This window comes from Eubacterium maltosivorans (assembly GCF_002441855.2).
GTDB lineage: Bacteria > Bacillota > Clostridia > Eubacteriales > Eubacteriaceae > Eubacterium > Eubacterium maltosivorans.
Map to the genome: position 1 here is coordinate 1031691 of NZ_CP029487.1, position 20302 is coordinate 1051992.

The 20302-nt window shown below is 51.0% G+C and carries 21 protein-coding genes; 6 read left to right on the forward strand and 15 right to left on the reverse strand.

Going from position 1 to position 20302, the window contains the following annotated elements:
- Positions 1–124: 124 nt before the first annotated feature.
- The 5 genes from CPZ25_RS05150 to CPZ25_RS05170 form a co-directional block, all read right to left on the reverse strand.
- On the reverse strand, positions 125–1516 hold the full coding sequence (locus tag CPZ25_RS05150; protein WP_096919635.1) for a sensor histidine kinase: 1392 nt from the start codon (positions 1514–1516) through the stop codon (positions 125–127).
- Entirely contained in the window at positions 1507–2166 is a 660-nt protein-coding gene (locus tag CPZ25_RS05155) for a response regulator transcription factor (protein WP_096919634.1), read from the reverse strand. Before CPZ25_RS05155 ends, CPZ25_RS05150 begins: the two co-directional genes overlap by 10 nt.
- A 72-nt stretch (positions 2167–2238) precedes the next feature.
- Positions 2239–3009: a lantibiotic immunity ABC transporter MutG family permease subunit gene (locus CPZ25_RS05160; protein WP_096919633.1), complete on the reverse strand. Its 771-nt coding sequence runs from the start codon at positions 3007–3009 to the stop codon at positions 2239–2241.
- The gene (locus tag CPZ25_RS05165) at positions 3010–3768 is read right to left on the reverse strand and encodes a lantibiotic immunity ABC transporter MutE/EpiE family permease subunit (protein ID WP_096919632.1); all 759 of its coding nucleotides are present in this window, start codon (positions 3766–3768) and stop codon (positions 3010–3012) included.
- Positions 3762–4484, reverse strand: coding sequence for a lantibiotic protection ABC transporter ATP-binding protein (locus CPZ25_RS05170; protein ID WP_058694186.1), 723 nt, complete (start codon positions 4482–4484; stop codon positions 3762–3764). The genes CPZ25_RS05165 and CPZ25_RS05170 overlap by 7 nt, the downstream gene beginning before the upstream one ends.
- A gap of 126 nt (positions 4485–4610) precedes the next feature.
- Between CPZ25_RS05170 and CPZ25_RS05175 the strand changes: the two genes are divergently transcribed.
- Both CPZ25_RS05175 and CPZ25_RS05180 read left to right on the forward strand, forming a co-directional pair.
- Positions 4611–5765 (forward strand): M20 metallopeptidase family protein, encoded by a 1155-nt coding sequence (locus tag CPZ25_RS05175; RefSeq protein ID WP_096919631.1) that lies wholly within the window; start codon positions 4611–4613, stop codon positions 5763–5765.
- Positions 5766–5820: 55 nt separating this feature from the next.
- Complete coding sequence (locus tag CPZ25_RS05180; protein WP_096919630.1) at positions 5821–7437, forward strand: putative polysaccharide biosynthesis protein; 1617 nt, start codon at positions 5821–5823, stop codon at positions 7435–7437.
- A gap of 44 nt (positions 7438–7481) precedes the next feature.
- Here CPZ25_RS05180 and CPZ25_RS05185 read toward each other — a convergent pair whose 3' ends face one another.
- Positions 7482–8063, reverse strand: coding sequence for a sugar O-acetyltransferase (locus CPZ25_RS05185; protein ID WP_279230340.1), 582 nt, complete (start codon positions 8061–8063; stop codon positions 7482–7484).
- A 132-nt stretch (positions 8064–8195) separates the two neighbouring features.
- Between CPZ25_RS05185 and CPZ25_RS05190 the strand changes: the two genes are divergently transcribed.
- Positions 8196–8684 carry a GNAT family N-acetyltransferase gene (locus tag CPZ25_RS05190; RefSeq protein ID WP_058694182.1) on the forward strand — a complete coding sequence of 163 codons (489 nt, stop codon included), beginning with the start codon at positions 8196–8198 and terminating at the stop codon, positions 8682–8684.
- Between the two features lie 119 nt (positions 8685–8803).
- On the forward strand, positions 8804–10261 hold the full coding sequence (locus CPZ25_RS05195) for a helicase HerA-like domain-containing protein (RefSeq protein WP_096919628.1): 1458 nt from the start codon (positions 8804–8806) through the stop codon (positions 10259–10261).
- Positions 10262–10310: 49 nt separating this feature from the next.
- Here the strand turns inward: CPZ25_RS05195 and CPZ25_RS05200 are convergent, their stop codons facing one another.
- Together CPZ25_RS05200 and ftsH are read right to left on the reverse strand one after the other, a co-directional pair.
- A complete protein-coding gene (locus CPZ25_RS05200) occupies positions 10311–10538 on the reverse strand; it encodes a hypothetical protein (protein WP_058694180.1) in 228 nt (75 codons plus the stop codon).
- Positions 10539–10733: 195 nt separating this feature from the next.
- The gene (gene ftsH / locus CPZ25_RS05205; RefSeq protein WP_096919627.1) at positions 10734–12569 is read right to left on the reverse strand and encodes an ATP-dependent zinc metalloprotease FtsH; all 1836 of its coding nucleotides are present in this window, start codon (positions 12567–12569) and stop codon (positions 10734–10736) included.
- A gap of 252 nt (positions 12570–12821) precedes the next feature.
- On the opposite strand from ftsH, the gene CPZ25_RS05210 reads away from it, so the two are divergent.
- The gene (locus tag CPZ25_RS05210) at positions 12822–13352 is read left to right on the forward strand and encodes a TetR/AcrR family transcriptional regulator (RefSeq protein ID WP_096919626.1); all 531 of its coding nucleotides are present in this window, start codon (positions 12822–12824) and stop codon (positions 13350–13352) included.
- Positions 13353–13374: 22 nt separating this feature from the next.
- Here CPZ25_RS05210 and CPZ25_RS05215 read toward each other — a convergent pair whose 3' ends face one another.
- The 7 genes from CPZ25_RS05215 to CPZ25_RS05245 all read right to left on the reverse strand — a co-directional run bounded on the left by CPZ25_RS05215 (position 13375) and on the right by CPZ25_RS05245 (position 19882).
- A complete protein-coding gene (locus CPZ25_RS05215; protein ID WP_096919727.1) occupies positions 13375–13794 on the reverse strand; it encodes a NifB/NifX family molybdenum-iron cluster-binding protein in 420 nt (139 codons plus the stop codon).
- Between the two features lie 10 nt (positions 13795–13804).
- A complete protein-coding gene (locus CPZ25_RS05220; RefSeq protein WP_074616993.1) occupies positions 13805–14200 on the reverse strand; it encodes a DUF134 domain-containing protein in 396 nt (131 codons plus the stop codon).
- Positions 14201–14282: 82 nt separating this feature from the next.
- Positions 14283–15809: a DUF4153 domain-containing protein gene (locus CPZ25_RS05225; RefSeq protein ID WP_096919625.1), complete on the reverse strand. Its 1527-nt coding sequence runs from the start codon at positions 15807–15809 to the stop codon at positions 14283–14285.
- 186 nt (positions 15810–15995) lie between these two features.
- The gene (locus CPZ25_RS05230) at positions 15996–16223 is read right to left on the reverse strand and encodes a helix-turn-helix domain-containing protein (protein WP_058694174.1); all 228 of its coding nucleotides are present in this window, start codon (positions 16221–16223) and stop codon (positions 15996–15998) included.
- Between the two features lie 11 nt (positions 16224–16234).
- Positions 16235–16687 carry a DUF2975 domain-containing protein gene (locus CPZ25_RS05235; protein ID WP_096919624.1) on the reverse strand — a complete coding sequence of 151 codons (453 nt, stop codon included), beginning with the start codon at positions 16685–16687 and terminating at the stop codon, positions 16235–16237.
- A 38-nt stretch (positions 16688–16725) separates the two neighbouring features.
- Positions 16726–17730 (reverse strand): DUF3089 domain-containing protein, encoded by a 1005-nt coding sequence (locus CPZ25_RS05240; protein ID WP_096919623.1) that lies wholly within the window; start codon positions 17728–17730, stop codon positions 16726–16728.
- Positions 17731–17806: 76 nt separating this feature from the next.
- Positions 17807–19882 (reverse strand): PTS sugar transporter subunit IIC/EAL domain-containing protein, encoded by a 2076-nt coding sequence (locus tag CPZ25_RS05245; protein ID WP_096919622.1) that lies wholly within the window; start codon positions 19880–19882, stop codon positions 17807–17809.
- Between the two features lie 176 nt (positions 19883–20058).
- On the opposite strand from CPZ25_RS05245, the gene CPZ25_RS05250 reads away from it, so the two are divergent.
- Entirely contained in the window at positions 20059–20301 is a 243-nt protein-coding gene (locus tag CPZ25_RS05250; RefSeq protein ID WP_058694170.1) for a helix-turn-helix domain-containing protein, read from the forward strand.
- The last annotated feature ends 1 nt before the right edge of the window (position 20302 follow it).

Sequence of the window (20302 nt, forward strand, 5' to 3'; positions counted from 1 at the left end):
CAGGCCGCATCCAATCAAATTTGCCCCAGCGGCAGATTTGCACCTGAACTTTCCACTTTCCACCTTCAACTTTCAACTGGTCAAGCTTCTTTTTAACGCTTTTTCTTTTTATGATAACATTTATCTACATCCCAAAATTGCCTGTACCTTTCAATTTTATCACCACTCTGCCATGGCCAGTCTGAGGATCATTCTCCAAACACAGGCTGCCGCCGTGCTGCCTGATAATACTGTCTGTAATGTAGAGCCCCATACCATAGTGTTTTTGGGCGCTCCTGCTTTTGTCGCCCATGTAAAATTTACGGGCCGCGTTTTTGAGCGCGTCTGCGCTGAACCCTGGCCCGCCGTCTGTGACGGTTATGGAGATCACACTGCCGTCTCCCTCTGCCTTAAGGCTGAGGCTGCCGCCCTCTGGCGTATAGTCGGCGCCGTTGGCAATGATATTCATGACCGCCCGGGTCAGCAGCCCACGGTCGCCGGCAAAGGCCTCCGGCAGGTGCTCAGTGTCAAAGCGCAGCTGTATCTGCTTCCCGGCAGCATAGCCCTCGGCCTGCTTTTTTATCTGCTCCATAAAGGCCGCGGCCGGGATGGCCTCTGCACTCAGATTCCAGGCCGCTCTGTCCTGGGACACCTCCATCAAGAGGCGCGTGTACTCCTCAATGACCTCGGCGTTATCGTGGATATAGCGGACACATTCGGCCTGGTCCCCCCTCAGGTCATCCTCGGCGAGCAGCTCGCTGTTCCCTTTTATAATGGTCAGCGGTGTCTTGATATCGTGGGCCAGCGCGCTGATCTGCTCCTGCTTTTCCTGCTTCTCACGCCACTGCTGCTCCAGAGATTCTTTCAAGGCGAGGCGCATATCATCCATGGAGCTAAGCACCTGGTTAAACTCCCATATACCAGATGGGCTGGCCCTGTATTCCAGATCCTGATTCCGGATGGCATTTGTAGCCTCCATGAGCGGGGCCAGCTCATTTTTCAAGCGTTTGCTGAATGCTCTGGTGCCTAAAAAGATCACCAGAATATAGAGCGCTGCCGCTGTGATGATCACCGCATTCATCAGCCACTCCGGAGAGGGAAGCTTCTGGTTTAGTGCCTCGTCCTTATAGGACGCCTTGATATAGTATTGAAGGACACAAACCCCATCGGCCCGGGGAATCTGATAATAAAACCGATCGCCAAAGAGGTTCTGCCCTCTCTGGGCATACTCCCGGGCCTCTGCCAGCATTTTTGGATCCATATCGGTATCAAGCACCTGACCATCGTGGTCAATTAGCGCGTAGCGGCTCCCCTCCGGGACAAGTGACGCATCAAAGGGCTCTGCGGCCTGGATGGCCTCCTTCTGGTCCTGGATCGCGTTCTCCACACTGTTGGCCGGGACGAACTGGTCCGATGTGATAATCTCAGTCAGGGCGCCGGCAGCCATGACCAGCACCACCACAAAGGACAAAACGAGCAGACAGGCATAGATTAAGATAAGCCTGCTGATCTTTTTAGGATGCGCTCTCATTGCCATTTATACCCAATCCCCCAGACCGTTTCAATAGGCGCGCAGCCGTAAACACTCAGCTTTGCCCGGATATTTTTGACATGCTCCGCAATGGCAGAGCTGTCTCCCTCACCCTCGTAGCCGTACACCGCCTCGTAGATCTGTTCCTTGGAAAAGACCTGCCCGTGGTTTCTGGCCAGGAATTCACAGATGGCATACTCGCTTTTGGTCAAAGGTACCTTATGCTCTCCTGCCATCACCTCATGGGCGCCGAGGTTAAACCTTATGCCATCCAGACTCAGCATGCTGCGCTTTTCACGCTTTTCACGCCGCAGATGCGCTGCCACTCTGGCTCTCAGCTCACCGTTTCCAAAGGGCTTGGTAATGTAGTCGTCGCCGCCAATACCCAGGCCGTACATAATATCCTTCTCCATGGTTTTGGCGGTCAGGAAAAGGATGGGACAGTCCACATTTTCCCGAAGCTCCCGGCAGAGGGTAAAGCCATCGGTTCCAGGCATCATCACATCCAGAAGGATGAGGTCAAAGGCCTCAAGTCCGTTTATGGAAAGCTCTCCCGGGTCTGATAGGGTTCTGACCTGATGTCCATCCTTTTCCAGCACACGTTTCACCAGATTTAAAATACCCTTTTCATCGTCAACTGCCAATATTCTCGCCATCGCGTCCCCTCCTGTTGTTTCCATATTTCTACCATCAGTATAGCCTTTTGTGCCCAAGTGCACAAGGATTAATTATTCGCTGGCGCTTCTCCCCTCCCAGCGCTTAAACCAAAGCAGGCAGAGCGCGAAGAGCAGCAGTGTGGCGCCGCCAGCCGCCAGCCAGCCTGCGGCAGTCTCATTCTGGATAAACATGAGTCCTTCCGGCGTCGGGGCCGTCAGCGCTTTTATCACAGCCATATCGCAGAAGCGCACGCCCCATCCCCAGGGAATAAAATACCAGATTCCTTCCCCGAGGCCTGTCAGCATCAGCGCCGACACCAGCGAACCCGCAACCCCCACAGAAATAGACGCGCCCTTGCCAAAACGCAGGCTGATCCAGAGGTGGAGTAAATATAAAAATAAATCAGAAGCAAACAGAGCGCCTGCCAGCTTCAGATACAGCAGCGCCGGTACAGCCTGCTGGCCCGGCAGCAGGGCAAAACCCACTCCGTAAAGGCCGACAGCTGCCGCCAGCGCGCCAAGCCCCAGAACCGCAAGGAACCCGAACTTTCCTAAAAACGGAACCAGCCTGGACGGCAGCACCCCGAGCAAGTTCTGAAAACCGCCGGCCTGCTCCTCCTGGGAGGCGGCCATGCCGCAGACAATCCCAATGAGCATCGGAAAAGCCAGGGCCAGCGCCTCGAAATAGAAGGTCACCAAAACCTCAGTGCTCCATGCCGATATGGCGCTGTAAAAAAGAAACAGGCACACCCCCACAAGGGGAATGATCAGATGCAGCCACAAAATGGGCGTGTGTTTTATTTTAAGAGATTCGGCCTTTAAAGACCTGAAAAAGCTTTTCATTTATGCCGCCTCCTTTTTGCTGAACCAGCGCACGCAGAGAAGGGTCAGGGCCGCGCACAGCACCAGAGACAGCACAATCGCCACCAGAACCACGCTCGCGTCAAGCAGAGGGCTTCCAGGCTCTACCAGCAGATTGTTCGGCCTGATGCCCAGCACCGGACACATCGCACGGGGCGTCCAGGAGTATGGGATCATGAACCAGAAGCCCTGTTCCGCCAGTATGACGCCGCCGACAGTGCCCACGCCCACATTGAGCAGCACTGCTCCCAGAAATCCAAGCTTTTTGGCAAGCATAAAGCAAAGGGGTATCTCCCATACACTGGTCAGAAAGACCACCGCCATCCCCAGTACCATGGGTAAAATAGTGTCTGAAAGCGGCAGGGTTGTCCCCTCCCAGAAAAAGCCTTTGATTTCAGTGCCCAGAATAATGCCCAGGAGCACCACACCGCAGCTCAGAAGCACATAAAACGCAGCCACACCCATTTTAGCCAGCCAGGACGCTCTGAGGTCCACCGGCACTGCGTATAGGTTCTGATATTTAAGCTTTTTATTCCCGTCCTTCTGGTTGGAAAGGGCTGCGAACAGCGCAATGCAGCCCGGGTAGATCAGCGTATACCACCAGTTAAAGGCGTTGACCTGATAGTAGCCAAAGCCAAAGGTAAAGCTCAGAAGTATGAGCCCCAGAGGCCCCAGAAAAATCAGCATACGGCTGAATGTCCGTTTAAATTTCATGTTCTCTGCCTTCATTAGTTTTAGCATGATACGCTTCCTCCCTCCTGCGCACGGCTATTCTTAACGACCTGCATAAACAAAGCCTCCAGGTCCTCTCCTTTATGAATTTTTGACTGGTAGCCCAGCACCCCGTCGCTGATAATGCCGATATCATCGGCCATAAGCTCGACCTCTGAAAGAATATGGCTGGACAGTATCACTGTGATTCCATGCCCCGGAAAGGAACGGATCAGCTCCCGCAGCTCCTGGATTCCGATGGGGTCCAGGCCATTGGTGGGCTCGTCCAGAATCAGCAGCTTCGGGCTGCCCAGCAGCGCCAGAGCGATCCCCAGACGCTGTTTCATCCCCATGGAGAACTGCCCGGCGCGCTTGCTGCCAGTATTTTTAAGGTCAACAATTTTTAACACCTGCCCGATCCGTTTTTCCGGAAGACCCAGCAGCGTCGTGCGGACCTTCAGGTTTTCCTCTGCGGTCAGGTTGTCATAAAGGGGCGGCCACTCAATCAGGACTCCCATATTTTCAAGGTCTTTTCTGGACCAGCTGTGCCCGTTAAAAATAATCTCGCCGGCGGTGGGCCGCAGCATGCCGGTCATCATTTTGAGGGTGGTGGACTTGCCCGCTCCATTGGGGCCCAGAAGGCCGTAAATCGTATTTTTTCTTACCCTCAGGTTCAGCTTTTTGACAGCCTCTGTTTTCTTAAAGCTCTTGCTCAGAGCCCGCGTTTCCAACAAATATTCAGTCATGTTATCACTCCTTACTTTTTTGATGCTTCTAGTATATAAGGCAATTTTCAGGAATTTATAAGGATTGCGGAAATTTTATGGTATAATTGAAAAAACATCTTTTTAACCCACCACCGGAGGATTTTAATGACTCAAATTAAAACTGAAATCCACGCGCTGCTGCCGGAAATCATCCTGCTGCGGCGGCAGCTCCATCAGAACCCTGAGCTGAGCCTTGAGGAATACCAGACCGCGGACTGCATTGAGGCCCACCTGGACGCCCTGTCCATCCCACACCGCCGTATCGAGCCCACTGGTGTGGTCGCTGACCTTATCGTCAATCCCGGTTACCCTACCACCGCCATCCGGGCCGAGATTGACGCGCTGCCCATTGCCGATGAAAAAGCTGTTCCCTACGCCTCCCGGACGCCGGGCGTATCCCACGCCTGCGGCCATGACGGGATCACTGCCCTCACTCTGGGGCTGGCCAGGCTTTTAAGCGCGCATAAAGATGAGCTGTCCACCAATATCCGTTTTCTGTTTGAGCCAGCCGAGGAAACCGGCCGCGGCGCCAGGCTGCTGATGGATGGCGGGGCGCTGGAATCACCGAAGCCTGATCAGCTCATCATCTTTCATTTCGCCAATTCTGAGCCCTTTGGCATGGAAATACAGGAGGAGGCCTCTACGGCCACAGTCGCGGGCCTCAAAATCGAGGTTACAGGTTCCTCAGGCCACTGGGCAGAAGCCTCCCTTGGCAACAGCGCGGTGAGCGCAGCGGCTTCATTATTATGTGATATCGAGGGCCTCAACGCCACGGCCGTCACCCAGAGGCCTTTTATTATTGGATTTGGCACCATCAATGGCGGCGTTAAATCCAATGTCATTCCTGACGCCTGTGTCATGGAGGGGACTCTGCGCGCCTTTACAGAATCGGACTTTGATCTCCTGCTCTCCGCCATCCGGCGCATGGCAGAGAACACCGAAAAACGAACTGGTACTCAGATCCGTGTCGGCCTGTCTCACAGAACCCCTGCGGTCATCAACGATCCCCGCCTTATCCAAAAGGGCTTTGCTGCGGGCCAGACAGTCTTTGGCAGCCGCTGTGTCCTCTCCGGCTCGCCTTTTCTGGTCGGCGATAACGCTGGATGGTATTTTAAGGAGCTCCCGGGCCTGCGCATCGTCTTCTTTGCCGCCCAGGACACTGCCCCCAATTACCCTATCCACCATCCCAAATTTGATTTTAACGAGGGCATCTTTGGTCCGGCACTGGAAACGCTCTATAAAATGCTGCTCTCGTTTTAGACGACCGTCCGTTTCGTACGGTCACGACATACATTAATCAAGGAGAATATAATATATGAGTAAAACAGAAAAAAGCTGGGTTAAGGGCGCGGCTATTCTCGCCGCCGCTGGTATCTTTGTAAGACTGATCGGCATCCTTTTCCGTATTCCCATCAGCAATCTGGTGGGCAGCTACGGCAACGGCATTTTCTCAAATGTCTTTAGCATTTACAGCCTTCTGCTGATGGTATCCACGGTTGGCTTCCCGGTGGCTGTCTCTAAAATGATTTCAGAAAATGTAGCCATCGGAGATTTCAGGGCTGTCACCAATGTTTTCAAGGTCTCCCTGCTCACCCTCTTTGTGCTGGGCGGTCTTTCCAGCCTTTTCCTGTTTTTTGGGGCCGGCTGGCTCATCGAGGTGACCAACTGGCCGCCTGAGAGCATCTATGCCATCCAGGGTATTGCCTTCTCCCCGCTGATCGTGGCGGTCTGCTCGGTCTACCGAGGTTACTTTCAGGGTTTTCAGAATATGCTGCCCACAGCCATCTCCCAGGTAATCGAGCAGGTTGTCCGCATTGTGCTGGGCGTCTTTTTGTGCTGGTACTGTGTGGTCATGCTGCAAAACGTCAGCCTTGGCGTCGGCGGCGCTTACCTGGGAACCACCATCAGCAGTCTGGCGGCCTGCCTGCTCTTGATTGTCTGGCATTTTTATTTTACCCGGAAGCACAGAGCCCTGCTGCTCAAAACCAGCCGCAGGGTTCCTCTGACGCGCAAAAAAATTCTGAAACGCCTGGTGCTCATCGCTGTTCCGGTTACGCTCACCTCTGCCATGATCACCTTTTTCTCCTTTGCCGACGCCATGATGTATGTGGACCGGCTGGCGCTGGCAGGGTTCGATTCCTATACGGCCACAGCTCTTATGGGGGATTTCTCCTATGCCGATACCTTTATCAACATTCCTTTAAGCATCAGCGCCACCTTTGCTGCTGCCATGATCCCCGCCATCTCGGAATCCTTTGCCCTTAAGGACCAGGCCGGCATCAACGAGCGCATCAACACCGCCATCCGGCTGGTCGTGCTGGTGGCTCTGCCCTGCTGCATCGGCCTGTCTGTGCTCTCAGACGGTATCTTCACGCTGATCTTCCCCGGCTCCGAGCACGGCGCTGCCATCATGGAAGTCTATGCCTTCGCGACCATTTTTATCATGCTCTCCAATACCTTCCAGAGCATTTTACAGTCCATCGACCGTTTTATCATCCCGCTCATCGCGCTGCTGGGCGCCTCTGTGGTACGCATTGGCTGCAGCTATGTGTTCATGGCCGTCCCTGCGCTCAACATCTACGGGGTTGTCCTGAGCACGATGCTGACTTTTATCTTTTTGATGGTCGTCAATTTCCTGTTTATCCGCCGCTATACCCACGTCCGGCTAAGCTATACCGGCACGCTGGTCAAGCCCTTTATCGCCTCGGCCATCATGGGCATGTCGGCTCTTGGCTGCTACAATTTTCTGCTGCCCCGTACCGGCAACACTGTCTCGGTTCTTGCCGCCATTATTGTGGCTGCGGTTATTTATTTCTTTTTGATTATTTTCTTTGGTATTCTCACCGAGGATGAGCTGGACCTGCTGCCAGGCAAACGGCTTTTACTGCCCCTGGTCAAAAAAATACAGAAACTGGCGCCGAAAGCGTCGTAATGCAGGCATTAAAAAAGCGCGTTCCATACAGGAGCGCGCTTTTTTTAGCGTTCTGCCATCATTCTGTCCGCATCTGTTATCTCACGGAGCACCCTCGCCGGGTTGCCGGCTGCCACCACATTATCCGGTATATCCTTTGTCACCACAGAGCCGGAGCCGATCACCGCATTGCTGCCGATCGTTACTCCCGGGTTGATGGTGGCATTGCCCCCAATCCACACATTGTCCCCGATGGTCACAGGGCTGCCGCCCTCCTGAAGGGTGTTGCGCTCATGGCTGACCAATGGGTGCCATGCCGTAAAAATACAGACACGGGGCGCCATAAAGCAGTTGTCCCCAATGGTAATCGGGCAGACATCCAAAAAAATAGCGTCAAAATTAATATACAGGTTATCGCCTGCGGTTATGTTATAGCCGTAATCACACTTAAAGCTCGGCTCAACCGTGAAGTTCTTTCCAAGGCGTCCGAAAAGCTGCCCGATAATCATGTGGCGGTGCGGCAGCTCATATTCTGTTGTCAGATTAAATTGGCGGCAGAGCTCATGCGCTCTCATCCGCTCAAAAGACAGCTCTTCGTCCTCGGCACAGTAGAGCTGTCTAGCCAGCATTTTTTCTTTTTCTGTCATTATTTCCTCACTCTGTTTTTTATTTGCTTATCATAAATTATAACAAATAAATTTGCTTTGGCCTACCCCTTGCTCTCTTATTAACAAAGGTGTATACTTATCTCAGCATTGATTAAGTGAGGTAAATTTTGTATGAATATACGTATCCGGCAAGCCAGGCCTGAGGATCTTCCATCAATCGCTGCCCTGGAGGCCGCTTGTTTTCCGCCTGCCGAAGCGGCAGGCCCCGCCGCCTTTGAAAAACGCATCGAGACCTTCCCGGAAAGCTTTTTTGTCGCAGAGGTCGAAGGACAGATCGTCGGCATGATTAACGGCTGCGTCACCGATGACGAAACCATTTCGGACATTCTCTTTGAGGACAGCTCCCGCCACAATCCTGACGGCCGCTACCAGAGTATTTTTGGGCTGGACGTTCTGCCAGACTGGCAGCATAAGGGCATCGCGACCATTTTAATGACCTATTTTATTCATAAAGCCATGGATTTCGGCAGAGAGGGCTTAATTCTCACCTGCAAGGAAAAGCTGATCACCTTTTACGAAGGCTTTGGGTATCAGAACCTGGGTGTTTCGGGCTCGACCCACGGCGGCGCCGTTTGGTATGATATGCTTTTAGCCTTTTAACAGTCCCGCGGGGCTGTTTTTTTATTTTTTCCAAATTCGTCCTGTTTTTACCATTTTCAACGCCGCTGTACTTTCTGCCTCGAGTATAATTAAGATAGATTACTTATGGAGGAAAGCACATGTATACTGACGATAAAATCTGGATTGCAAAAGGCGAACAGCCTGTTTATCTCCTGCCCAAGATGGCCAATCGGCACGGTCTGGTGGCAGGCGCCACCGGTACTGGTAAAACCATCACCCTGAAGGTGCTGGCCGAATCGTTCAGCGAGCTCGGTGTTCCGGTCTTTCTGGCAGACGTAAAAGGGGACCTCTCCGGCACCTGTGAGCCTGGAACCGACAGTGAGGATATGCAAAAACGCATTGAAAAATTCGGTCTGGGCGACCAGTTCGACTATAAGCCCTACCCAGTACGCTTCTGGGACCTTCTCGGCAAACAGGGGCACCCCATCCGCACTACCATATCCCAGATGGGGCCTCTGCTGCTGTCACGGCTCCTCAATCTTAATGATACCCAGTCCGGTATTCTGAACATTGTGTTCAGAGTAGCCGACGCGAAAAACCTGCTGCTCATTGACATTAAGGACCTCAAAGCCATGCTCCAGTATGTTGGCAACAACGCCAAGGATCTGAAAATGGAATACGGCAACATCTCCTCCCAGAGCGTCGGCGCTATTCTGCGCGCCATCCTGGCCCTGGAGGACCAGGGCGCCGACCAGTTCTTCGGTGAACCCGCTTTAGATATCATGGACTGGATTCAAACCGATGAAAACGGCCTGGGCATCATCAATATTCTGGACTGCGTCGAGCTTATCCAGACCCCGGCGCTCTACTCCACCTTTCTGCTCTGGCTCATGTCCGACCTTTTTGAGGTTCTTCCTGAAGCCGGCGACCTGGATGCACCCAAGATGGTCTTTTTCTTTGACGAAGCGCATCTGCTTTTTAACGGCGCGCCCAAAGTTCTCCTCGAAAAGATCGAGCAGGTCGTGCGCCTGATCCGCTCAAAGGGGGTGGGCATCTACTTCATCTCACAAAGCCCAACCGATATGCCGGACACCATCCTCTCACAGCTTGGCAACCGCATTCAGCACGCGCTCCGGGCCTACTCGCCATCCGAGCAAAAGGCCATCAAGACCGCAGCCGAAACCTTTCGGCCCAACCCGGAATTTAAAACCGAGGAAGCCATCACCGATTTAGGCACTGGCGAAGCCCTGATATCCTGCCTGGATGAAGAGGGACGCCCCACCGTGGTCGAGCGCTGCTTTATCCTCCCGCCGCAGAGCCACATGGGTCCCGCCGCCCCCGATACCCGGAGCGGCCTGATCGAGCAGAGCCCCTTTAACGCCAAATATAAGGACACCATTGACCGCGAATCTGCCTATGAGGACCTCCAGCAGCAGGCTGAGGCCCCAGCCCAGGAAGCCGCCCCGGCAGAGAAAGAAAAAAAGCCAGCCAGAGAGGCCACGCCCAGACACCAGAAATCCTCTTTTGAAAAAGCTGCTGACAGCGCGCTGTCCACCATTGGCCGCGAGGTTGGAAAAAGCCTGGTACGCGGGCTCTTCGATGTTCTTAAACGCTGATAAAGAAAAAAATAAAACCAACGGTGCTGTACGCCGTTGGTTTTTTAGTTTAGAATAAATGCTTAATGGAGTTAAAAAGGTCTGACGGGCTTTTAATTTCACTCAAATCCACATTGTCCTTGATATGATTGATAAAGCCTTCGACCTGTTCGTCCGGCAAGTCCACCCCCAAAACAGATTCGGCTGTTTTAACAGGATCTTCCTTAAACTCGTTGGCCAGATTCGGATCTGACTTAATACGTTCCATCGCATCGCTGAATTTTTCCTGAATACTCATCTGATTCCTCCTGAAAATTTAATTATTCATCTTTATCCTACTATATCACAATCACGCCGAATCTTCGATTACAATAACCGTATTAAAGAGGCCTTTTCGGTAAAATCCCATAAGCACCTGCCAAAAACCGTTTGATCACTTCAAAAAATAAAAAAACGATGACCGCCCGTTTCGTACGGTCACCGTTTTGTTGTCTTAACGGTTCAGAATCTCCATGAATTCCTCTCCTGTGATGGTTTCCTTTTCCAGCAGATAACGGGCCAGCTCGTGGAGTTTTTCCTGGTTATCCTTTAAGATACCAATGGCCTTCTCATGGGCGCTACCGATGATATCCATGACCTCCCGGTCCACACGGGCAGCGGTCTCAGCGGAGCAGGCCAGCGAGGTGTCGCCGCCCAGATACGGATTGTCCACTGTCTCCAGAGCCACCATGCCAAAATCCTTGCTCATGCCAAAGCGGGTCACCATGGCCCGCGCCAGACGCGTGGCCTGCTCAATGTCATTGGACGCGCCGGAGGTTACTGAGTTGAATATAATTTCCTCAGCCGCTCTGCCGCCTGTAAAGGTGGTGATCTTATTATATATCTCATCCCGGCTCATGAGGTTGTGTTCACCCTCATCCACCTGCATGGTGTAGCCGAGGGCTCCAGAAGTACGCGGGATAATGGTAATCTTGTGTACGGGCGCCGAGTCCGTCTGCTTTGCTGCCACCAGGGCATGCCCCACCTCATGGTAAGCCACGATTTCCTTTTCCTTGGGGGATATAGCCGCATTTTTGCGCTGGTAGCCCGCAATGACAACCTCAACACTTTCCTCAAGGTCATTCTGCTTCACCATGTTGCGTCCGCACCGCACTGCCCGGAGAGCCGCCTCATTGATGATATTGGCCAGATCCGCGCCGGAGGCCCCGGCAGTGGCCCGGGCTATGGCGTTATAGTCAATATTATGATCCATCTTGACATCCTGAGAATGAACCTTCAAAATCGCTTCACGGCCATTGAGATCAGGCAGCTCAACCGGAATTCTCCGGTCAAAACGGCCCGGGCGCAGCAGCGCCTGGTCAAGGGTTTCCGGGCGGTTGGTAGCTGCCAGGATAACCACGCCTTTTTTGCCGTCAAAGCCATCCATCTCCGACAGCAGCTGGTTAAGGGTCTGCTCACGCTCGTCATTTCCGGTAAAGCCTTTGCTGTCACGCTTCTTTCCAATGGTGTCAATCTCGTCAATAAAGACAATACACGGCGCCTTATCGGTAGCCTGCTTAAACAGGTCGCGAACTTTGGCCGCACCCATACCCACAAACATTTCCACAAATTCTGAGCCCGAAATCGAAAAGAACGGGACCTTGGCCTCCCCGGCGACAGCTCTTGCCAGAAGTGTTTTACCCGTTCCCGGAGGGCCCACAAGCAGGGCGCCCTTTGGCAGGTTCGCGCCGATGTCGGCATATTTTTTAGGATTGTGCAGAAAATCGACAATCTCTGTCAGGGCCTCCTTGGCCTCATCCTGGCCGGCCACATCCTTAAAGGTTTTGCCCGTTTCGGCCTCGACGTATATTTTCGCGTTACTCTTGCCAAAGGTCATGGCATTGCCGCCCATTTTTTTCTGAAGCCTGTTGCCCATGAGCTGTCCGATTCCAAAGATCAGCAGGAAGGGCAGAATCCATGTGAGCAGGAAGCTGATAATGGGGGATGTCCTCTGCTGTGCAATCTGGGTAAAGGAAATTTTGCCCTGGTCGTTGGTGCCCTTGGCGGCAGACAAACGGTTGACCAGGTCCGGATCGTCCATTTTACCAGTGCTGTAAATCGTCTCCTTACCGCTGCCGTCCTTTGTCTTATACACAATTTCATCGTTATTTATTTCAACCGCATCGATGGTTCCACTGTCGATGGCAGATAAAAAGGTTCCGTAATCAACCTCGGTTACCTGCTCCTTCATCAGCGATGGGAATACCAGCGCATTGAGAAGCATGATGATAACCAGTCCGATCAGATAATAAAATATAAGGGGTTTTCTGGGGGGGTTTTTCTGTTCCATTTTTTCTCCTTTGATTATTTTTAAACACTCCAATAAAATTAAACAAATGTTGATTTTTGTACGTTGGTTGTATTATAATAAAGGAAATTACTTCTTTCAATAAACAATACATCGACTTTTGTCCAAAATTGAACATTTAAAGAAAATTTGTTTGATTTTATAAAATTCAACTTAAAAGGAGCTTAATCCATAGGAAGTAAAGCAGAATACCGAAGCGCCATTCGTTCGCGCAAGCTTATAAAAACAGCTTTTATGGAGCTGGCTGCTGAAAAAGAGATTTCAAAAATTACGGTAAAGGACATTGCCGACAGGGCCGACATCAACCGGGGCACCTTTTACGCCCATTACCGTGACGTTTATGACGTCCTCGAGCAGATTGAGGATGAGGCCATCGAAAACCTCAGCCATTTTCTTGACAATCTGAACAATTCGGTTGAAAACATCGGAGATATGATGTACCCCATCGACTGTTATCTGAACAAGGATATTAAGCTCAGCCAGAGACTTCTCAACTCCAGAGAATCCGAAATGTTTTTTAAAAAGCTTCACAAGGTCTTTAAGGAAAAGCTTCTATCCAATGAAAGCTATACAAAAATATTTGAAGGCGATTCCCTGTCCCAGGAGATCTGCACCACCTTTATCACCTACGGCTGCGCTGGTGTTCTCCAAAACTGTATGCAGCACCGGGACATCTACTCGCCGGAAACGGTCAATCATGCCCTTAACCAGTTTATCGAGGGCGGCATTCTGGCCTTTGGCCAAAACAAAAAGACGATGGCATAAAACCATCGCCTTTTTTATTCGATTAATGATGATGCCCGCAGCTATGGCCGTGCTGGCCGCAGCCCCCGTTTTCGTGATGGTGTCCACAGCCCTCGCCGTGGGCGTGGTCGTGATGGTCGCAGTGAACATTGGGGTTATAGTCCAGTGTGCCGTTCATATAAGCCTGAACCGCCTGATCCGCATTGCCGGCTACGCCGCCTTTAAACAGAATACCCGCGTTCATCAGGGCATTCTGGGCTCCGCCGCCAATGCCGCCGCAGATTAACAAATCGACGGACTCGTCTTTTAAAAAGCCCGCCAGGCTCCCGTGTCCAACACCGTTGGTGTCCACGACCTGCGAGGCCAGAATCTGGTCTGCGTCGACATCATAAATCTTAAACTGGCTGGTATGCCCAAAATGCTGAAATACATGTCCATCTTCGTAAGTAACTGCAATTCTCAATGTTAATACCTCATTCCTCTTTTTCGTTTTTTTTAGGACAGTGTCCCTTTTCCTGATGACAGCCACATTGTCTTTTGCCACATTGCCGCATTCTGCAGCCGCATTCCCGGTTGGTACAGATATCATAGCTTCCGCCCTCTATTTTGAGCGTCGCGCCTGTAATCAGATGCTCCGCCAGCTTAGACCGGGCGCTGTTATAAATGCGCTGGGCCGTTGTCCGGGCCACTGCCATCTGTTCTGCACACTCTTCCTGATTAAGGCCGACATGGTCAATGAGCCGGACGGTCTCGTATTCCTCCAGCGTCATCACCACTGGCTCGGCCTGCTTTTCACACACGTCTGCACAGACAAATATTTTTCCCTCAGGCAGTCCGCATATCCGCCTGCGTTTCGTTGGCCTTGGCATCTTTATTCCTCCCTCAGTGGTTCATCTGTCTTTATTATACCGTTATTATGGGCATATGTCAATAATCTTTTAAATCAGCCTTTTATTCCGCGGCCTTCCAATCCATTTTCCAAAGCGCAGACGCCCTCTCATATTCCAGACTGTAGCCGTAAAAACGTGCTTCTGCCAGATAAGAGGCGTACTCAGCGTGATGGTAAGCCTCGATGCGTTCTCTGGCCTCGGTATCCTCAGTCTGCTCATAAAAGGCCTTTACCGGCTCAATCGCCGCTGGGCCGCAGGCCGCCAGGGTAGCCATATCCAGCTCCTGGAGCTGGCCCTTTTCGTAAGCTGAAAGGTTGTAGGAAACGATCATCCTGTCCATATTCGTATAACTGAGCAGCACGACCATGACCCCTGCCACCATCGCACAGGTCTTCATAACTGCAAAGTCCCTGAACTGGCGAATGATCAGCACAATAAAGAACAGGGCCAGCAGAAGCATAAACCAGCTGGTAAAAACCCGGAGCTGTGTCATACCAAACCGCTCGATGTATAAAAACATTTTGCTGAGCGCTGTGGCGATGAGCAGCAATGTAAGGATAGACAGCGTTACATTCAGGCCCTTGAGCAGTATGCGGGCAGTCTTTTGAGCCTCTCTTAAAAAAAGCTGCCCTGCCCCCATTACCAAAAGATTGATGACTGAAACCTGGCACAGCTCAAAAAAACCGCGTCTGGCATACTCGGCTGCGGTTATGCCTCCACCCGGCAGGCTTCCCCAAAAAGCTGAGAAATAATAGCCACCCTGGGCGGCAAAGAACATAAAATAGGCCAGGCACAAAAGGCCAAGAACTGTGCAGCCTGTGACCGCCGGCAGCTTTTTCACCTTTTGCTTCCCTGTTTCCAGAGCCGCAGCATCAAATGCTGTTTTTTCTTTTTTGCACGCGCCGTAAAACAGCCCAAAGAAATAAGCTGACAAAACCAGTGCCAACGCGAGCCTCAAAACCTCCAGCAGCATTTGAGGTACGTTAAAAAACAAGCGCCCGATCATTGCCTGAAAAGCCGCGTCAGCCTCAACCAGCAGATAAAGCACCACCAAAAGAACCGGTACGCCAATGACAAGCCCTAACAAAACAGCCTTCAGGACATGACCTGCGCTGCTTCCGCTGCCCATTTTTTTAAAAACATGCCATTCCCTCGTATAATTAAAGAGCGGCAGCACCAGAAATGCATTAAACAGATCGGACAGGAAGAAGCGCCCACTGCCGGTTCTCGCGCCAGCGGCGCTCATTACCCAATAGGCCAGCATGGCAAAAAGGACTGGAAGCATCAGCACGCTTAAGCGTTGGTTGATAAAAAGCGTATAGCTAGCTCCCAAAGCCAATGCCATCACAAGCCAATAAAGCCCTTCCCCTGTAAAAACGAGCCCCTTTTTATTAAAATACAGGATGCCCGCCAAGGCAAACACTACTGTGAACAGCGTTACGGTCATTCCTAAAAATCCTTGGTAACCCGGAATAAAGCAGCGTACAAAAAGATAGGCCATGAACAGCGACATTGACGCCAAAAGTTTTTCGTCAACAGACACTTGCTGCGTTTCCTGGCTTTTCAGATAAATTGTATTTTCTTTCACTGTAAGTCCTCCTGTGCAGAAGCTGCATGCACGCTTTGAGCTCTTAATTTCTCAAAACACTTCTTACATTGAGGACAGTATAACATGATATTTTCTGTTTTTCAAGTAGTTTTTATTGTTTTTCGATAATTATCAATTGATAAACATCAAAAAAGAACGACCGTCTGTTTCGGACGGTCGTCCTTTTTAATCACTGCTACCCATCTCTTCATCAGGTATGTACTCAAGAATATCTCCCGGCTGGCAGTCCAGCGCCCTGCACAGGGCATAAAGCGTTGTAAAGCGCACTGCCTTGGCTTTATTGTTTTTAAGAATCGACAAATTAGCAGGGGTAATGCCAATTTTTTCTGCCAGTGTACCGGCTGACATTTTACGCTTTGCCATCATAACATCAATATTAACAACAATCGGCATCTTTGTTCCCCCTAAATTGTGTAGTCATTCTCATCTTTTAAGACCACAGCCAGCTGAATCACGTTTTTTACCACCCGCAGGATTAGCCCGATAAAGGCTGCCGCTACAGCAAGCAAGAGCCACGGAAGATAGTAAAGCCCTGAAATCAGGCAGATCAATCCAGCCGCAATACAGCACCAGGAGATAACCCGGAGGTGGCGGACATTTTCATCGTTAAAAACCTGGTCCAACCCAATGTTGTTTAAAAGCCGGTACAAATGGTATAAAAGCAGTGCCGCCGGGACGCAGCAGGCGTAAATGGTCATCAAAAAATAGGCGTAAAAAGCCTCCAGTCCCAGCTCTGAGTAAAAGGCCAGAAGGCTTCTTAACCAGAACGGCGCGCTGACACCAAAGCCTATGAGCAGCGCCATAAAAAGCCTTACACACAGCTTGGACAACGCCAGGCTTTTTGTTTCATTCCACATAACAGAACCTCCTCTTTACCCTTAAGATACCATATTTTTTATTGTTTATCAATAAATTCCTGCACTCTAAGCCCAGCGTTTTCCCGAATACAGAGCCAAAAAAGGCTATAATCGTATAAATGCAGATTTTGATGCCGTTTCATCTTCTCAGGCGCCGCATCCGGCAAATCTACCAGCAGCACCCCGGTTCTGGGCTCAATGGCAGCCGCCATTCCCTGAGGCATCACACGGGTACAGTCCTCAATCCCACAGACCCTTTTTCCCAGTGATATTTTGAAAATGGTATCGTTCCAGACAAAGGGATTAACACACAGGGAGTCTCCCTTTTCAGCGGGCAGGTCCTCTGGCACAGTGCCGCGCTGATAGCTTCTCCAGCCCAGATAGCCACCGGTCATTTCCGGCGTATTGGCAAAGGGAAGGTGTCTGAATTGGCCATGGGGAATCTGAAAGCCCGGCAGATAGGCGCACACCAGCTGCCTCTGGAGGCTGGTGCCGTCGAAAAATTCTCTCAGCAGCCGAAGCCCGTGAAAGCTTCCCTGGCTGTGTCCTGCGATGATCACTGGCCGGCCGTTGTTTTCATGTTCAAGATAATAGCTGAAGGCATTGCGAATATCCGAGTAGGCCATATCGAAGGCGGCCTGAACCGCGTCTGAGGGCTTTAGAAAAAAAGTTTTCACATGGGCCTGGCGGTACCTCGGCGCAAAAACTCTGGCGCATCGGTTAAACACACTGGCCTGCATCCGGATCGTTCCCCGGTCGGTAAAGGCGTTAAGGGCTGTGTCGTCAGTATCGCTGTTCCACGGTTCATCGTTGGCTCTGGCCCTCATCCGGTTCATCTCTGTCCGGTCAAGCATAATACTGCACCGGCCATGCTTCTGGCATAGATAGGTCGTTGGATGAATAAAGAAAACATCCGCCGCTTTATTGAAGTCTTCCTCCGGCAGAAAAGAAGGGACAAGGTCACTGGGAGAGGGCTTGTGAGGCGAAGACGCCCAGCTTTTCAATTGTTTGTAATCTGGTGCTTTAATACTGCTCAGTTTCATTGCTTATTTCTCCTTGCTGTTACAACAGTTGTACCCATTTTAAAAGGCCGGTAACCGCTCCGTTACCGGCGGCATTTCAATCGTTTTTCTGTATAAAAAGCCTCAGCGCGTCAATGGGGATGGCCGGGCTGTAAAGGTAGCCTTGATAATTTCTGCACCCCAGCGCCAGCAGTGTGTCACGCTGTTCGACAGTCTCCACAAACTCTGCCAGCACCTCAAATTTAAGGGAGTGGGACAGATAAATGATCGAGGCAATAATATCGCTGCTGCGCTGATTGCTCATCAGCTGCTTTACGAGCGAGCCATCAAGCTTGACCATATCAAACTGGTTATTCTGCAGGTACATCAGCGAGCTGTGCCCCATTCCGAAGTCATCCATGATCAGCGGCATTCCCATCTCGTGAAGCGCCATCAAACGGTCCGTCATTGCCTGTGAACTGGACAGTGCCATTTGTTCGGTCAGCTCAAGGCCCAGCTGCCAGGGGCCGAAACTGTGACGGTCAATCAGCGCTTTCATCTGCTCATAGATTTTGGGGTTATCAAGCTGGCTCGCGGTCAGATTGACTGAAATCATAAACCGATCGTCAATCAGGGGCTGGAGCCCCTCCAGATCGCCGCAGGCCGTCTCCGTGATGATCCGGCCAAGCTCTTCGAGCAAACCGGCTTCCTCTGCCAGCGCGATGACCAGCGGCGGATAAAGGAACCCTGCCACAGGGTGCTTCCACCTGAGCAGCGCCTCCGCCCCGATCACCCTTCCCTCTGCGTTAACCTGAGGCTGATAATAAAGATTGATGCTCCGGCTTCGAATATCACGCCGCAATTCACTGACAAGGCTCTTAGCCACCGTTGACAGTCTTCCTGTGCGTTTAAGTAAAACCGGCTTCTCTCCGCTCTCCTCTGCCCTTCTGACCACATCGCTGAGCTCCTCAATCTGGCGCGTCAGGGTTTTGAGCTGCTGCCTCTGGGACAGGTACACAAAGGGCAGGTATATCCCTATACCTACCGCCAGGTTCAGAAGCTGGAGCAGGCTCCCGGCAATGGAGCCCGTGGCCGCGTAACCGCTCAGAAAAATCGGGCTTGTCCACTCCACCGTGCTTGTGATCATAGGCACCAGGTCAAAATAAAAAGCACCATAGCTGATAAGCGTAAGCACAAGCGGCGTGAGGATAAAGGGAATAAAATAAACAGGGTTAAAGACCACTGGTATGCCAAAGAGGATCAGCTCATTCATATTAAATAAGACCGGGAAGGTCGCAATGGCAGAGAGCTCCCGCACACTTTTCCGGCGTTCTCCGATAAAAATGGCAGCTACCAGGCACAGCAGCGCGCCGCAGCCGCCAAAGAAGATGAACGTATCGAAAAAGGTTTTGGTCGCAATCCATGGGCCCTGGCTGAAAAAGGTCTTGGCGACATCATCCAGCATATTCGCCCCGTGCACGCCAAAGAACCACAAGAAGTGCATAATAAACACAAAGAACAGCGCGCTGCCCAGTCCTCTTCCCAAATGCTGAAAAAGCCCGAAAAGATAATTGGATATCAGCATCTGAAAATTAGGAATGCCAAAAACCATAACCATCAGATTATTCAGAAGGGCAAACAGGAAGATAATCATCCCACCCGGCACCAGGGCTGCCAGCGCCTGGTTAAAATGATTGTCCGCCCCCTCAGAATAGGATTTAAAAGTATTTGAAAAAAGATTGGATAATTTGTCATAGAGCAGGCAGGTCACAATCGAGACTACCACCGCGTTAAAAAGCCAGGTGCTCTGAAATATTTCAAAGGTGAAGCCCGTCTCGATATTGTAGGCAAAGGCAATATAAGCACAGAGACTGATCAGAGGCAGCAGGCCCAGATTTTCTGTGCTCGTCTGCTTTTCAAAGCTGAGGCTGATCGTCAACAGCAGGATCAATGAGATAATGCCGAGGGTCGCGTCGTTGATCAGCAAAAGCATATTCAAGAAAAAGCCATTCAAAAACGTCTCTAAAAAAGCCTTATAGGCCGGTATCGGAAGGCTTTTAAGCAGCAGTGCAAAGGACCCGGCCATAATCCATGGTATTGCCAGGATCATTCCGTCACGTACAGCTGTCAGTATGCGGTTTTCCTCAAGTCTGCTGAATAATTTTTCGATACTGCCGCTCAGAAGATTTTTCACAACATTTTCTCTCTTTCATTCCTATTTCCTCTATTCTATACTATTCCAGACATTTTTTAAAGCGAAAAGAAACGCTTTTCACAAATATCTGTGTTTTTCAAAAATTAATTATTGAATTTTTAAGAAATATCCGTTATAATATATTCATAAATTAATTTTTGAAAGGAGTCGTTCTCATGGACCCATATGAACAGATTCGGCTGCTGGAGGATCAGCTCCAGACAAAAAAAGAATATATTTCCAAGCTTGAGGCACAGCTTGAGGCGCAGAACAGCCGTGGCGCCGGAAGAAAGCGCAAGCTGAACAGCAAGGATATTGAACTTATTAAGAGCTACCGCGCAAAAGGCTGCACCTATGCCGAAATTGCGGAAAACTTTGGCCTGAGCGTCGGTTCTGTCTATAATTACTGCAACCATTAAG